Raw genomic sequence first — 13,748 nt, 5'->3', positions numbered from 1 at the left:
TTATTTTAAGACCGAATTAATGAATGTACCTCTTTTAAAAAACTCATCTGAGTCATGATCTAATTCAGATAAGCTTTACCGAAAAATGCTTCCTATAGAAAGAATAATCAAACACCCGTAATTAATCATTGCAGTCATTTATAACAGTTTCCTCTTTCTGGAACAGGATATCCTTCTCTGTTTTAGGAATAGATACAATTTTATAAGGACGTGTAAGTGCCTGGATGGTACCGCACCCATCCCCCGGATGAACTTCTGAATACCTGACTCCAATCTGATTATCATTTTCATAAATTTCGAAATTGTCAATTCCGAATCCGCCTGTAGGCTTGGTTTCCAGCATCAACAAGATTACATCACGGGTATTAAAATTTATCTTTGGAACTTCCGGGATTGGACTCATTCCTTCATGGACCAGCTTCCATTCTTCTTCAAACACTAATTGATTTTCAATTTTCTTTTGAATTTCACCCGACTCCGGATAATTTGAAAAGTAACCAGATTCTATTTCTTCCATTTCTTCCATAAGATACCCGTTAAACCCCGGAACTTGTGAACAAGCCATACCTACGGTTGCCGTCATTAATAAAATCAGTACCAAAGTTCTCATGATCCTTTTTTTAATTTACAGTTATAATATAAACAAATTAAGGCTCAGATTATTTTTTCCTTATCAGAGAAAGTCCATCTCTAACCGGTAACAAAACCTGCTCAACTCGCAGATCATCAGCCACCATTTTATTGAATTGATTCAATGCTGCAGCTTTTTCATCATCAGGATGTAAAACCGTTCCATTCCAAAGCACGTTATCCACTATTAACATCCCTCCTGACTTCAGTTTTGCAATAGATTTTTCAAAATAAAGCGGATAACTAATTTTATCGGCATCCAGGAAAACCAAATCAAACTCCCCCTCCAATTCATCCATTAACTCCCGGGCGTTTCCTTTTAAAAGCCGGATTTTATCCTCAGCATCAAATCTCTCAAAATGCTTTTCAGCCAGTTCCTGGTATCTCAAATTCATTTCAATAGTGATCACCTGCCCTTCACCTGGCAATGCCTCGGCCATCATCAGTGCCGAATATCCGGTAAAAGTACCTATTTCCAACACACGCTTAGCACCGCTGAGCTTGATAAGCATCTTCAACATTTGCCCCACTAAATTTCCGCTCAGCATGTCGATAAATTCTAACTCTTGGTCAGACAAGGCTACCAGCTCTTTAATTTGCTCAGACTCAGCTGAGGTCATTTCAAGCGCATATTGTTCTACATCTTGATCCGTAATTTGAACGAAAGGCGTGTCTCTGTGCTTCTTCATGATTGAAAGATAAGGTACAAGACCCTATTATCACCAATAAAAAAAGAACAAAGTGAATATCATCCCCGCCGACGAATCCTCTTTTTTCATCTGGTTTTTTGATCATTACACCAGATGGTCTTTAAAACGCAGATTTAAGCAAGTCTGGGTAAAACAAGAATATCAGCCGGCTCCGCAATCAAAAACCATTTATTTCCTGAACCATAATCTGTGGTGGGATGGATTGATCCCTTTGTATCTGAATCGAAACTTTCTGCACCAAAACGCCCGGGCTCTGATGGAAGACAAGCAAATGCGTCAATATACCTTCTTCAGTAAAATAGGAGCTTTCTCAATTGACTTGGATAATCCTAAATCCTCCCTGTCTTCTCTCAGATATGCCCTGGAATCAATGAAAAGAGATAATGCCAGTTTATTTATTTATCCCGAAGGGAAGATTACCCCGGCATCAAATTCAGAGCCGGATTTCAAACAAGGGCTCGCCTGGCTTTATACAAATTGCAAGGATGCAGACTTTGTGCCAATCGCTATTTACTCCCATTTTCTTCGAAGCAGCAAACCGGAGCTGTATTTATCAATAGGAAAATCAGTTAATCATAATAACTCTTTGGGCAGAAATATATTAACAGAATTATTTCAAAGAGATATTCATCAAAATTTACTGTCGCTGAGGGAAGTTGCAGGTTTCACTGATGAAGGTTTCAAGCCTCAGTTTTAGCCTTAATTATTTAGGTTACCATGTCCAGGGATACATTAAGGCTGATTTTTGCACCCAATGCGGCTTCTCCCCAACATAACGAAGCCTCATATGCACTAAAGGCCAAAACGACTTTTTATATATTCGTTTAGGACGTAAATACTCCGAAATTCCTTGAGCTGCATGAACTTGACCATTATAGTTAATTATAGAATTACCAATAAAACGCTGATAAAAAGGGCCGTCGTCAATCTTATTACTATATTGAATATTTACAGTTACCTGATCTTCTATTATCTCTATTTTTCGTGCTGAATTCAAGCCAAACCAATTTCGGGTATAATAGTCCAAATTAATTTCCGTCAAATGCTCCAAAACGGACTGATTTTTTTTATCAATAAGCCAGCCTTCAAATTGTGAGGCATCATGTTTTTGCATCAAGTAATACACCAATGTAAAATCCTCAAAGTGGTATCTGCCCCAATACCAATCCTTGAAACTTTCCTTCATGGGTTCAAACCCTGTGTTATGGTCATGATAGCCTTTCCCATGAAAATGAACCCGTTCCTCCCCCCGCCTTCCGTATAAATCAATATCAGCCTCCAGGTTCATAGATGGCAGTATCAAATTCCACAGGTGCCGGTCTTCATCCATAGATTGTATTAAATTTGATGCAGTTAAGCATCCACTCCCTGAAATAGTTCCCCGGATTTTATGCCCTGATGCTAACTGTTGATTTAGCATTATTTCAATATTCACTGTGTCCCCTGAAATAGAATAGCTGAATGAATCCCGCCCTATAGTGAGCATCAACTCCCCCTCTCTCCACTCGTAATCACTTTCCTCAAATTCAAGGAAACTATAATAGATCGTCTTATTGTTCTCATACAAAGAAATACTGACGGCAGGATAAGATTTGTGGTTTATTGAACCATTCTCTAATTCCTTTATCTTTCTGGTAGAAAATGGGTTATTCTGATAAAAAATAACTGAAAAACCATATTTCCCGTCCGCACTCATTCCATCAAAATACCACCATTCATAGCCTGATTCCGGCTTGCCGGTATCAGGTGAAACTTGAGTAAAATCTGTAGATATATTCATAATTAAATAACGTAATACTGATACTGAACGGCAACGTTCTGTTTGCTAACTTTCGTTCAATGGACCTACTATTATATATTGCCGCGGGCTATCTCACATTCACAATTGCAGTATTTACACGTAATTGGTTTGAATTTCGTTCTTTGTCGGAATTCCAGCCATTTTCGGGAAGCAGAAAAAGTGCTCCCTTAGTCAGTATTTGCATTCCAGCCAGAAATGAAGAAAAGGTAATTGAAACATGTGTAACCTCTGCCCTAAAGCAAGACTATCCCAACTTTGAGGTTCTGGTGCTGGATGATAATTCTACGGATGATACGCCTGTAATTCTGGAAAAACTATCCGGAATCATCAACAATTTGCATCACCTAAATGGAAATGAGAAGCCGGATGAATGGTTAGGAAAACCATGGGCATGTCATCAACTAAGCAATCACGCCAATGGAGATTATTTGATATTTATTGATGCGGACGTTTGGCTGGAAGAGTCCGCTATCTCAAAGGCTGTAAATGCGTTACAGAAATCAGATGTGATAACAGTTTGGCCTAAGCAAAAGCTAAAAACATTTTGGGAAAAACTAATTATCCCCATGGTTTACTACGGTCTCTACAGTTTATTACCCGCTAGATATGTAGAAAAAGTCCCAAAATGGCTGCCAAAATCCCTGCACAAGAAAATGAGTTCTAAGTTCGCAGCTGCGTGTGGACAGTTTTTAGCCTTCAACAAAGAAGCTTATAATAAAATCGGAGGGCATACTTCCGTAAAAAAGGAAGTTGTAGAAGATGTTGAACTCTCAAAAGTAATCAAGAACCATGGACTGATGTTAAGCATGTATGATGGAGTCGGTACCGTCAATTGCAGAATGTATCAGTCTCATAAAGAAATTTTTGAAGGGCTTCGTAAAAATTTCTTTGCCGGATTTGGGAAGAACACTTCCCTATTCCTCACTATGACGGTCTTGCAATTTATTGTATATGTACTCCCATTTTACATTCTGTTTACAGGGAACTCCGGACAGCAATTATTTGCAGGTCTGCTTGTAGCCGTTATTTTAGTGCAGCGCTGGATGCTTGATTTTAAATTTGGCTGGAATCCAATAATGAGCTTCTTACAGCCAATTACTATTTTGTGGTATGAAATACTTGCCGCACGTTGTTTATGGGATCATTATTCAGGTAAGAAGGCATACTGGAAAGGACGGGAAGTTTAAACATGAATTCATCCTGAATTCATTATTATTAGTTTTCTTTTTTGTAGATTCATAGACATATTTGAGCCGTATGAAAGCATTGATCGAGAAATACCTGAAATACCTAAGTGTAGAACGAAATGCTTCGAAGCATACAATCATCTCCTACCGCAACGACTTGGAATCTTTCCTCAATTTCACCTCCTCTCTGGAAGAAATTGAAATGGAAAAAATGGAGATTTCATTAATAAGCAGACTAACGATCCGGTTGTGGCTCGGCGATTTATCGGAACAGGGGTTAGCAAAAGCTTCCATAGCACGTAAGGTTGCTGCGCTCCGCTCTTTTTTCAAATACTGTTTTAAGCGGGGACACATAGAAAAAAATCCGGCTCACCTGCTGGTAGTGCCCAGGAAAGAACAAACCCTGCCTAAAACAGCCACTGTGGAAGATATAAACCGTATGATGGACGCTGTAGACATCACCACCCTCCGAGGTTTACAAGACCGGGCAATCCTGGAACTGTTTTATGGAACCGGAATGCGCCTAAGCGAGTTAACAGGGTTAAACCTTACCGATATTGATTTAAAACAAAATCAGGTAACTGTAAAAGGTAAAGGCAATAAACAGCGCATTATTCCATTAGGTAAAGCAGTGGCTGACATACTGAAGCAATTCAGGGATAAAAGAACTGAGTTATACGGAGAACGAACAGACGGAGATGCCCGAAAAGCTTTATTTATTGCAGCCAGTGGCCAACGCATGTACGACAGAGCAGTAAGATATATGGTAGAAAAGTATTTAAAGAAAACGAGTGAGGTCACGCAAAAAAGCCCACACGTATTACGGCACAGTTTTGCCACGCATATGCTGGACAACGGAGCGGACATTCGAATCATTAAAGAGTTTTTGGGACACGCAAACCTTGCCGCAACGCAGGTTTATACACACACAAGTATTGAGAGATTGAAAAATGTGTACGAGCAAGCCCATCCACGAGCTAAAACATAATTAATATACACTACAATTAAGGAGTAGAAAAAAATGAAAACTACATTCACAGCACGCCATTTTGAAGCAAGCGCAGATCTACAGCAATACTGCAGAGACAGTGTTGAGAAACTTGAACAATTTTATGACAGAATTGTAATGTGTGACATTATTCTGGAGCCTACTCCTTCGGATGAAAATCCCCAGCAAGCTGAACTTATTGTAAAAGTTCCTCGCAAAGTACTCACGGTAAAAGAGACCGCAAAAACGTATGAACAAGCACTGCATAACGCGGTGGAGGTCATAAGCCGGCAGCTGAAGAGATACAAAGACAAAATGCACGCAACCCAGTAATAATTAACTTATGCCCTTTTCACCTCAAGACCCAATCCCGCGCAAAGACAAAATCTCAGTTGAGTATTTAGTCAAAAGATTGCGCGAGCGCGTGAATATTAATTTAGAATCATGTGCCTCGGAAGAATGCAGTTCCGGACGGTTTATTACCGAAGCTGACTTGCATCGGCCGGGATTGGCTCTTGCAGGGTATATAGATTTATTCACCTATCAGCGAATCCAGGTTATTGGCAATACCGAGACCCAATTTTTAGGGCACATGGGTAAAGACAAACAGCTGGAATCGTTCAGAAATATCACTCAGTTTGATATACCCGTAATATTTTTAACTGACAATAATGAACTGCCTGAGTATTTATTAGATATTGCCAGAGAAGACGGTATTCCGGTTTATTCGACACAGCTTGAAACTACCCGGTTCATGTATATACTGCGGGATTTTATGGAAGATCAGTTCGCATTGCAAACAATGGTTCATGGTTCAATGATGGATGTTTATGGCATTGGAATTTTAGTAGCGGGTAAATCAGGCATAGGCAAAAGTGAAGTTGCACTCGATTTAGTTGAACGAGGACATCGCCTGGTAGCCGATGATGTGGTGATGCTCACCAAAAAAAACAATGTATTAATGTCATCCGCTACCGAGATGAGCAAACATTTCATGGAAATACGAGGCCTTGGCATTGTCGACGTTATGTCGATGTTTGGTATCAGGGCTATCCGGTATCAAAAAAGACTGGAAGTGGTATTAGAACTGACTCTTTGGGATGAAACCCGGGAAGTTGAAAGAACCGGCTTAAATCATGATTCTGTGAATATATTAGGCCTGGATATCCCTCTTATCCACCTCCCCATTACTCCCGGAAAAAATATCACCGTAATTGCAGAAGTCATCGCCATGAACTATCTCTTAAAACACTACGGGTATGATCCGGCAAAAGCTTTTCAGGAACGAATTAAGTCCAGTATTGGAGAAAAAGCAAAAGGTGGAGACATGACTCCCAAACGAGCGATTGAATATTTTGAAGGAGATATTGAATAAAATTGTAACATTAGAGTTTTTGCTTACTCTTTGAATGTGATACTCAGGTTATTATCTTAGGCAAGTTTTGGAATTAGGGTTAGTGTATGTCATTAAAGAATCATTATTACTACGACGAAGCGAAATGTGAATTTGTACCTATCAAGTACAATCGCATTGAACAAGTTATTTACAACTTATCAATTTGGATTTTATCCGGTGTTGTGCTTACCGGTATTGGTATAATCCTGCTCGCAAATTATATCGGTACCCCGGCTGAGCTTGCACTTAAAGCTGAAAATGAAGCTCTTTATAGTCAGCTCGAAACTACAAGAACTGCACTTGTAGATTTAGATGAACAAATTAGCAGCATTGCCGAAAAAGACAATGAAGTCTATCGCTCGGTCTTGGGGATGGAAAGAATATCTTACGAAGAAAGACAAGCCGGTGTCGGTGGTTCTGATCCTTACGATGAATTCGACGTTTACAGTGAATCCACTGCGGAACTGTTGAAATGGACTGCTTCTAAAGTTGACAATTTGGAACGCAGAATCAGTATTCAACAATTGAGTTTTGAGGAAATTAAGAATCAATATAACATCAACAAGGAAAAAATGAGCCATATTCCGGCTATTAAACCTACTGCCGGAATTTTGCTAAGTGGCTTTGGAATGAGAAACCACCCTATTCTTAAATACAAACGCCCTCATAATGGCCTCGATTTCAGAGCTGATATTGGAGATCAGGTTTTAGCAACCGGTAACGGAACCATTAAATATGCAGGGCCTCAAAGCACTCTTGGTAAAATTGTTATCATTGACCATGGGTTTGGCTTTCAAACTCTCTATGCTCATTTATCAGGATTTGCAAAAGGAATTAAATACGGAGCTAAAGTTGAACGAGGCCAGCTAATTGCGATGGCGGGTGACTCCGGCCTTTCTGAGGGCCCCCACCTGCACTATGAAGTGCATTATAGAAACAGAGCAGTAGATCCTATTTACTATCTTTTTGCTGATACCTCACCCGAAGAATATGCTATGTTCAAAGAAATCTCAGAGAACAATAAAAATTCTCTGGATTGATTTAATATTAACATTTAGAGCCTCTTTCTGAGGCTTTTTTTATAGCATCATACTTTTCTTTTCATTTTCTTAGGTACTCTATGTAAACCAATTAAAGCCCTTATGAAATTACTTACTGCTTTCCTCATCTTTGCCTTTTCTGTTATTACTTATCCTGTTTCTTCACAATCGGTACTCTCCCCCAACCATAAAGAAAATGTCCGGCAACTGATCCACATGGCCATGGACAATGATCTTGCCTGGGATCGCCTTACATATATGGCTGATACTTTTGGACCTCGGTTTAGTGGCTCTGAAAATTTAGAAAATGCCATGGATTGGATTGTTGAAACTATGAAAGATGACGGCTTTGATAAAGTTTGGACTCAGCCCGTCATGGTTCCTCATTGGGTGCGGGGAAAAGAATCAGCATCCTTAATTTCGCCTCGAAAAAAGAATTTACCAATGCTTAGCATGGGGGGCAGTATTGCCACACCCGAAGGAGGTATTACAGCTGAAGTAATTGTTGTGAAAAGCTTTGAAGAACTGGAACAGGTCAAAGAGCGGGTTGAAGGCAAAATTGTTCTCTATAACGCTGAATTTACCTCGTATGGAAGAACGGTCCAATATCGAATGAACGGGGCCTCAGAAGCGGCGAAACACGGAGCTGTAGCAAGTATTATTCGTTCTGTGGGGCCTTATTCTATGCAAACGCCTCACACCGGAACCATGAACTATGAAGAAGGGGTAAAGAAAATTCCACATGCCGCCATTACCATTGAAGATGCAATGATGATACAACGCCTCTATGATCGCGGTGAGAGCATCAAAATTCATCTTGAATTGAATGCCCAGACATTGCCTGATACTGAATCACGTAATGTGATTGCGGAAATAAAGGGAACTGAATTTCCTGAGGAAATCATAGTGCTTGGCGGACATATTGACTCATGGGATGTTGGTCAAGGCGTAATGGATGATGGCGGTGGAAGCATAGCCGCCTGGGAAGCTGTACGGTTAATGAATGAATTAGGGATAAAACCCAAGCGGACTATCCGTGTAGTACTTTGGACCAACGAGGAAAACGGATTGAGAGGAGCAAATGAATATCACCGGTGGGTGAAAAATGAAGAGAAGTCTTTGGATAATCATGTATTAGCCATTGAATCTGATGCCGGGGTTTTTGATCCGGTTGGATTTGGGTTTTCAGGAAGTGATCAAGCTTATGAAATTCTTACTGAAATCGGTTCAACTTTAAAACCTATTGAATCCGGTGAGGTAACCAAAGGCGGCGGCGGAGCTGATATTGGGCCACTTATGCAAGACGGGGTGCCCGGAATGGGCTTGGTGGTGGATGGTACACGCTATTTTTGGTACCATCATACGGCCGCCGATACTATGGATAAACTGGACAAAGACGACTTTAACGAATGTGTCGCTACCATGGCAGTTTTTGCATACGCTGTAGCCGACCTCGAAGAACGATTACCCCGATAATATTCAAACTTTCTCTCTGCTCTTTTGGATAAAGACCTCGCATATAATATCAAGTGGGGTTTTATTTCTATTTCTCCAAAAATGCTTTTTCAAGCTGCTTTCCGGCCTTTATAGATTTTCTAAGCCACTCCAGTTTTAATTCTTCCATCTCCTCCTCCGTAAGATTCCAATTTATATCAGAATCTTTAAGCCTTCGAGTGATATTATAAAGACAAACTGCTGCACTGACTGAAATATTAAAACTTTCACTGAAGCCGGCCATCGGAATTTTCATAAATCCATCAGCCAGCTCCCTGGCTCTGTCACTAATACCATCTATTTCTGAACCAAATACTATAGCGGTCTTTTGTGTGATTGGGAGTTCATTCAGAGTGATGTCATTATCATGAGGAGTAGTTGCTATGATGTTATAGCCTTGCTTTTTTAAGGTATTAAAGCAAATCTCTGTGTTATCAGTTTTTGGAGTTTTATACCGATGGAGCGTAAGCCATTGATCGGCCCCAATAGTAACCTGACTTGAAGCATCAAATTCGTTCCTATTTTCGATGATATGGACATCCTGGATACCAAATCCATCACAACTTCGAAGTACCGCACTGGCATTATGAGATTGATAAACATCTTCTACTACCACTGTTATATGCCGGGTTCGCTTCTCGACAATTTCCACAATTTTTTTCCACCGCGATTCAGTTGCAAATTCACGCAAATATTCAATTAAAGCGGATCGACTCGATTTGTTCATACTCTTGGATATAAAAAAGTCCCCCAAATAAAATACTTGAGGGACTTGAAAATCAAAGGCTTATTCGTTTATTCACAACGAAATGCAAATCCTTTCTTACGGATGGTTTCTATATAATCAACATCAGTGTGCTCGCGTATTTTTTTTCTCAAATAACTGATATATACATTTATATAGTTCGTCTGCGTATCAAAATGGATGTCCCAGACTTTATCTGCTAATTCTTCCTGCGTAATTACCCGGTTTCGGTTTTTCATAAAATAAACCAACAGGTTGAATTCATTGTTTGTTAGCTGAACTTTTTCATTGTTTATGGAAAATTCACGTTTTAACAAATTCACCTTCAATTCACCACAAGCCAACTGTTGTTCGCCACCTGACTCTGATCTTCGCTTAATAGCTGTCATGCGGGCAATCAGCTCTTCAGTATTAAACGGCTTTGTAAGATAATCATCCGCTCCAACTTTCAGCATCTTTACTTTTACATCGGTTTCCTGTTCTCCGGAAAGAATAAGAACCGGTGTCTCAACATTTTTTTCTCTAATATTTTTACACACTTCATACCCATCCCCATCCGGTAATCCAAGATCAAGGATTATCATATCGTAGTCATTACTTATTGCATTGGCTTCACCATCAGTAGCATTATCTGATATAGAAACTGAATTTCCATTATGCTCAAGCACAGCCTTAACTAAAGTACGAACAGACGGGTCGTCTTCAATTACAAGTATATTCATTTCCTTCCTTAGAATTAATTTGCAGCGATATAAATGGGAACCTTAATGATTTTTAAGCTAGCGAATAATAGCTACATTAAAATAACTTAACAAACATTAGAAGCAAAAAAAGTATAACAAAAAAAATCAGCATTTAATGTAACCTGCTTCTATCAGCCATTTTTGAGTTTCCTCAACAAAAACAGTGTTAAGTTCATGTGCCGCTTCCACCAATTTAAACGTAGCATTAAATCCTTCTTGCTGTAATAGTTGAATACATTTTTTCTGAGGATCTGGATATACGCTGGTGTCTTTCTTTCCATGAAGTGCCAGAATATTAATGTGTTTTGCTTGTTCACGCTTGCCTTCAAATGCTTCGGTTTTAATTCTGCCACCTATTACAACCAACTCATTTACATGTTTCCATCTTGAAAAGGAAAAATAACCTCCCAAATATCCTCCCATGGAATATCCAAATACACAAAGCCGGCTGATTTCAATCACGTCAACCAGTCCGTCAATTATTTCCTGAATAAATTCAGAAGCTACTTCCATAGACTTTATAAATTGCCCTTGATTCCCATCATATAGATACCATGCCCTGCCCCACTTCGAAACATTAGTCTTTCCGGATATATCATATATCGGATAAGGCCCTTGAACAAATAAATGATAAGCTTCAATATCTAATAATGCCTGAACTTTCTTTTCAAAATATTGAATATTCTGATCATAGCCATGCAGATATACAATCAATGGTTTTTTACCTTTTTTTCCAGTCTCAATTAGTTTGTAAGGCACTTCAGTTTTAAAAGAAGTTTTTCCTGATATCAGAACGTTTCGCATAAAAAGATTGATTTAGATTTTTTTTGATGATCCGAAAAATGTCTCTGCCCTGAATTTATAGCTTAAAATCGAACTTAATAGATAAAACATCTTCTCATTTAAAATTGACAAAATAGCAGTCACAGTATATTTCACATTAGCTTAACAGCTTGTTAAGCTTCTCGTAATTAATAATGAAGATTATGGAATATGAAAAACCTCTTTCCATATTTTGTCTGTTTCATCCTTTTGTTGTGCACCGTGAATTCCTATATACTCGCACAAGAGCAAAAGCGTGAAGTAGAAACATCCATTAAAAAGGCTGAGATACCAGCTGCTGCTTTAAACATTCTAAATGAATTTTGGAATGACGAAAAAAAAGCAGACTTTTACCGCGAATTTGATGGTAAGTCAGTGAGCTATGAAGTAAAATTCATTCATAATCATCACTTACTAAGCATGGAATTTAGTAAAGAAGGATTGCTTCAAGATATTGAGCAACTCACTGAATTCGATGAAATTCCTGAAAAACAGGAAATACTATCAAATCATATTTACATGATCAGTACACCAAATTCAAAGTAACCCGTGTTCAGCGGCAACATACAGGCGATGATTTAGCTTAAAATTTTCTTAATGAAGATTTTAGACTCATAACCATTCGTTATGAATTGGAAGTTGAAGCTCAAAACAAAGAAGAATTGGGAACTTTTGAATTTTTGTTTAACAAAAATGAACAATTTCTTCAGAAACGTAAAATTGTGAGACGTTCGCTGGATAACATCTGGTAATACATGAATTTTTTAAAAATCGGATTGCTGTTTGTGGTAACAGGAATCTTTACCTCAACTGCTTTAGCACAGGAAGCCGATCTTATTTGGAGTCCGGAACTCTCCTATTCCTGGAAACAATCAGACCGACTTGGGTTCACGGCTAAGGTTTCAATGTTTAACTCTCTTAGAGATCTTGACAACAAATCAGCTGTGCAATATATAGAACCTACACTTACCTTCTCGTACAGTACTTCTCCAAGAGTTAAATTAGGCGGCGGATATTACTACAGAAACTCCACGCCCTTCCTACCCGGATATCAATATGAACATCGTTTTTTAGAGCAGATCGGTTTTATTTCTTTTATCGGAGATAAGCGTATTGCACATCGATTAAGAGCTGAACAGCGAGTGCGGTCAAGTTCTTATCAAAACAGAATTCGGTATCGAATCAGCTATGACTTCCCTCTTGAAGGAGAAAAACTTGATGCCGGAGAGAAATATTTTATCGTTAAAAATGAAATGATGAGCGCCTTTAATAAAGATGCTGCTGATGCTGAGAACCGAGCTGATATTGGCTTGGGCTGGTATTTCAATGAAAAGCAAAAATTTGAGCTTGGACTACAATACCGAACGCAAGATATCTTTAGCGACAGTGGTATCAGTCATCTGATTCTTATTAGAACTTCATATTACATGAACAGGTGATCTCAGAAAGGCCAACGGTCTATTACAATTTCTACGACCGACTTTTTTTGTATAACTGCGTATATGCATAGAATGAGTACTGCAAGATGAAAGAATGGATCCATTCGTGCAAAAAAACTAACGGTGAAACCATACGTGAAGAAATTCACGTTCAGCTTTATCATCCAATATAAAAACTCAAAAAAGAAAAGTGTTGAGAAGAAATTCATTGCCCCGATAACATAAGGGTTCTTGTCCTTATGCATTTTCTCATGAGCTTCGATACTCTTATACTGACTACTCAGATCCCGACCAATTTCATTTTCGAATTCCTTTCGATCCAGCTCTTGTTCTATTTTATTTTTCTTCTTCATAAAAGAATTCAATCATATTCCCGTCCGGATCTGATATGAACAAAAACCTGCCCTTTTTGCGATTGGCAGGACCACTCATAATAGTTACTTCCTGCTCCCGAAAGTATTTAGCCAACTCATCCACTTGTTTGGGATCATCCACATAAAAGCCGAAATGATCAACGCGAAAATCCCTTGAAGTAGGATCATAGCTGGTTTCAGCTTCTACAATAACCAAGGTATCTTCTTCCCCGATCTTATAAACTGCCATGCTTTGCCCCATGGTGCGAACAAGTTCTAACCCTAATATATCACCATAAAACTCTTTCGATGCATCAATACGATTAACTCTTATGGTAATGTGATTTATTCCGGATGGTGTAAAATTCATATTTGTATTCAGATAGATTTAAGTTGTTTT

17 protein-coding genes are annotated in these 13,748 nt (G+C 38.8%); 9 read left to right on the top strand and 8 right to left on the bottom strand.

Features of this window, described 5'->3' with window-relative positions:
- Positions 1-121: 121 nt before the first annotated feature.
- Together HUJ22_RS03305 and HUJ22_RS03300 are read right to left on the bottom strand one after the other, a co-directional pair.
- The gene (locus HUJ22_RS03305; RefSeq protein WP_290873770.1) at positions 122-610 is read right to left on the bottom strand and encodes a protease complex subunit PrcB family protein; all 489 of its coding nucleotides are present in this window, start codon (positions 608-610) and stop codon (positions 122-124) included.
- Between the two features lie 49 nt (positions 611-659).
- Positions 660-1,319, bottom strand: a complete 660-nt coding sequence (locus HUJ22_RS03300) for a class I SAM-dependent methyltransferase (RefSeq protein WP_290873767.1) — start codon at positions 1,317-1,319, stop codon at positions 660-662.
- A 52-nt stretch (positions 1,320-1,371) separates the two neighbouring features.
- Between HUJ22_RS03300 and HUJ22_RS03295 the strand changes: the two genes are divergently transcribed.
- Positions 1,372-2,037, top strand: coding sequence for a lysophospholipid acyltransferase family protein (locus HUJ22_RS03295; RefSeq protein ID WP_290873764.1), 666 nt, complete (start codon positions 1,372-1,374; stop codon positions 2,035-2,037).
- Positions 2,038-2,052: 15 nt separating this feature from the next.
- Here HUJ22_RS03295 and HUJ22_RS03290 read toward each other — a convergent pair whose 3' ends face one another.
- Entirely contained in the window at positions 2,053-3,120 is a 1,068-nt protein-coding gene (locus HUJ22_RS03290; RefSeq protein ID WP_290873760.1) for a hypothetical protein, read from the bottom strand.
- A 59-nt stretch (positions 3,121-3,179) separates the two neighbouring features.
- Here HUJ22_RS03290 and HUJ22_RS03285 point away from each other — a divergent pair, with 59 nt between their 5' ends.
- From HUJ22_RS03285 to HUJ22_RS03260, 6 genes are all read left to right on the top strand, one after another.
- Positions 3,180-4,328: a glycosyltransferase gene (locus HUJ22_RS03285; RefSeq protein WP_290873758.1), complete on the top strand. Its 1,149-nt coding sequence runs from the start codon at positions 3,180-3,182 to the stop codon at positions 4,326-4,328.
- A 70-nt stretch (positions 4,329-4,398) separates the two neighbouring features.
- Positions 4,399-5,316, top strand: a complete 918-nt coding sequence (locus tag HUJ22_RS03280; RefSeq protein WP_290873755.1) for a tyrosine recombinase XerC — start codon at positions 4,399-4,401, stop codon at positions 5,314-5,316.
- A 33-nt stretch (positions 5,317-5,349) separates the two neighbouring features.
- Complete coding sequence (gene raiA, locus HUJ22_RS03275) at positions 5,350-5,649, top strand: ribosome-associated translation inhibitor RaiA (RefSeq protein ID WP_290873752.1); 300 nt, start codon at positions 5,350-5,352, stop codon at positions 5,647-5,649.
- Between the two features lie 10 nt (positions 5,650-5,659).
- On the top strand, positions 5,660-6,691 hold the full coding sequence (hprK, locus tag HUJ22_RS03270) for an HPr(Ser) kinase/phosphatase (RefSeq protein WP_290873748.1): 1,032 nt from the start codon (positions 5,660-5,662) through the stop codon (positions 6,689-6,691).
- An 86-nt stretch (positions 6,692-6,777) separates the two neighbouring features.
- Positions 6,778-7,752 (top strand): M23 family metallopeptidase, encoded by a 975-nt coding sequence (locus HUJ22_RS03265; protein ID WP_290873746.1) that lies wholly within the window; start codon positions 6,778-6,780, stop codon positions 7,750-7,752.
- A 102-nt stretch (positions 7,753-7,854) separates the two neighbouring features.
- Complete coding sequence (locus tag HUJ22_RS03260; protein ID WP_290873743.1) at positions 7,855-9,228, top strand: M28 family metallopeptidase; 1,374 nt, start codon at positions 7,855-7,857, stop codon at positions 9,226-9,228.
- Positions 9,229-9,295: 67 nt separating this feature from the next.
- Here the strand turns inward: HUJ22_RS03260 and HUJ22_RS03255 are convergent, their stop codons facing one another.
- The 3 genes from HUJ22_RS03255 to HUJ22_RS03245 all read right to left on the bottom strand — a co-directional run bounded on the left by HUJ22_RS03255 (position 9,296) and on the right by HUJ22_RS03245 (position 11,538).
- A complete protein-coding gene (locus HUJ22_RS03255; RefSeq protein WP_290873738.1) occupies positions 9,296-9,973 on the bottom strand; it encodes an RNA methyltransferase in 678 nt (225 codons plus the stop codon).
- A 68-nt stretch (positions 9,974-10,041) separates the two neighbouring features.
- Positions 10,042-10,713, bottom strand: a complete 672-nt coding sequence (locus HUJ22_RS03250; RefSeq protein WP_290873733.1) for a response regulator transcription factor — start codon at positions 10,711-10,713, stop codon at positions 10,042-10,044.
- 126 nt (positions 10,714-10,839) lie between these two features.
- Entirely contained in the window at positions 10,840-11,538 is a 699-nt protein-coding gene (locus HUJ22_RS03245) for a hypothetical protein (protein ID WP_290873730.1), read from the bottom strand.
- A 240-nt stretch (positions 11,539-11,778) separates the two neighbouring features.
- Between HUJ22_RS03245 and HUJ22_RS03240 the strand changes: the two genes are divergently transcribed.
- Positions 11,779-12,102, top strand: coding sequence for a hypothetical protein (locus tag HUJ22_RS03240; RefSeq protein WP_290873724.1), 324 nt, complete (start codon positions 11,779-11,781; stop codon positions 12,100-12,102).
- Between the two features lie 209 nt (positions 12,103-12,311).
- Positions 12,312-12,995, top strand: coding sequence for a DUF2490 domain-containing protein (locus tag HUJ22_RS03235; RefSeq protein WP_290873721.1), 684 nt, complete (start codon positions 12,312-12,314; stop codon positions 12,993-12,995).
- A 2-nt stretch (positions 12,996-12,997) separates the two neighbouring features.
- On the opposite strand, the gene HUJ22_RS03230 is transcribed toward HUJ22_RS03235, so the two are convergent.
- Both HUJ22_RS03230 and HUJ22_RS03225 read right to left on the bottom strand, forming a co-directional pair.
- Complete coding sequence (locus HUJ22_RS03230) at positions 12,998-13,348, bottom strand: hypothetical protein (protein ID WP_290873682.1); 351 nt, start codon at positions 13,346-13,348, stop codon at positions 12,998-13,000.
- Positions 13,332-13,718 (bottom strand): VOC family protein, encoded by a 387-nt coding sequence (locus HUJ22_RS03225; RefSeq protein WP_290873679.1) that lies wholly within the window; start codon positions 13,716-13,718, stop codon positions 13,332-13,334. Before HUJ22_RS03225 ends, HUJ22_RS03230 begins: the two co-directional genes overlap by 17 nt.
- Positions 13,719-13,748: the final 30 nt, after the last annotated feature.

Origin of the sequence: Gracilimonas sp., assembly GCF_014762685.1 — a bacterium.
In the GTDB taxonomy this organism is placed as follows: Bacteria; Bacteroidota; Rhodothermia; order Balneolales; family Balneolaceae; genus Gracilimonas.
This window is presented reverse-complemented; position numbering and strand designations above follow the sequence as displayed.

What these genes read in the sequence shown, in the direction of transcription:
- HUJ22_RS03305 (WP_290873770.1), bottom strand. Translation starts at nt 610, where the DNA reads ATGAGAACTTTGGTACTGATTTTATTAATGACGGCAACCGTAGGTATG.
- HUJ22_RS03300 (WP_290873767.1), bottom strand. Translation starts at nt 1,319, where the DNA reads ATGAAGAAGCACAGAGACACGCCTTTCGTTCAAATTACGGATCAAGAT.
- HUJ22_RS03290 (WP_290873760.1), bottom strand. Translation starts at nt 3,120, where the DNA reads ATGAATATATCTACAGATTTTACTCAAGTTTCACCTGATACCGGCAAG.
- HUJ22_RS03285 (WP_290873758.1), top strand. Translation starts at nt 3,180, where the DNA reads ATGGACCTACTATTATATATTGCCGCGGGCTATCTCACATTCACAATT.
- HUJ22_RS03280 (WP_290873755.1), top strand. Translation starts at nt 4,399, where the DNA reads ATGAAAGCATTGATCGAGAAATACCTGAAATACCTAAGTGTAGAACGA.
- raiA (WP_290873752.1), top strand. Translation starts at nt 5,350, where the DNA reads ATGAAAACTACATTCACAGCACGCCATTTTGAAGCAAGCGCAGATCTA.
- hprK (WP_290873748.1), top strand. Translation starts at nt 5,660, where the DNA reads ATGCCCTTTTCACCTCAAGACCCAATCCCGCGCAAAGACAAAATCTCA.
- HUJ22_RS03265 (WP_290873746.1), top strand. Translation starts at nt 6,778, where the DNA reads ATGTCATTAAAGAATCATTATTACTACGACGAAGCGAAATGTGAATTT.
- HUJ22_RS03260 (WP_290873743.1), top strand. Translation starts at nt 7,855, where the DNA reads ATGAAATTACTTACTGCTTTCCTCATCTTTGCCTTTTCTGTTATTACT.
- HUJ22_RS03255 (WP_290873738.1), bottom strand. Translation starts at nt 9,973, where the DNA reads ATGAACAAATCGAGTCGATCCGCTTTAATTGAATATTTGCGTGAATTT.
- HUJ22_RS03250 (WP_290873733.1), bottom strand. Translation starts at nt 10,713, where the DNA reads ATGAATATACTTGTAATTGAAGACGACCCGTCTGTTCGTACTTTAGTT.
- HUJ22_RS03245 (WP_290873730.1), bottom strand. Translation starts at nt 11,538, where the DNA reads ATGCGAAACGTTCTGATATCAGGAAAAACTTCTTTTAAAACTGAAGTG.
- HUJ22_RS03235 (WP_290873721.1), top strand. Translation starts at nt 12,312, where the DNA reads ATGAATTTTTTAAAAATCGGATTGCTGTTTGTGGTAACAGGAATCTTT.
- HUJ22_RS03230 (WP_290873682.1), bottom strand. Translation starts at nt 13,348, where the DNA reads ATGAAGAAGAAAAATAAAATAGAACAAGAGCTGGATCGAAAGGAATTC.
- HUJ22_RS03225 (WP_290873679.1), bottom strand. Translation starts at nt 13,718, where the DNA reads ATGAATTTTACACCATCCGGAATAAATCACATTACCATAAGAGTTAAT.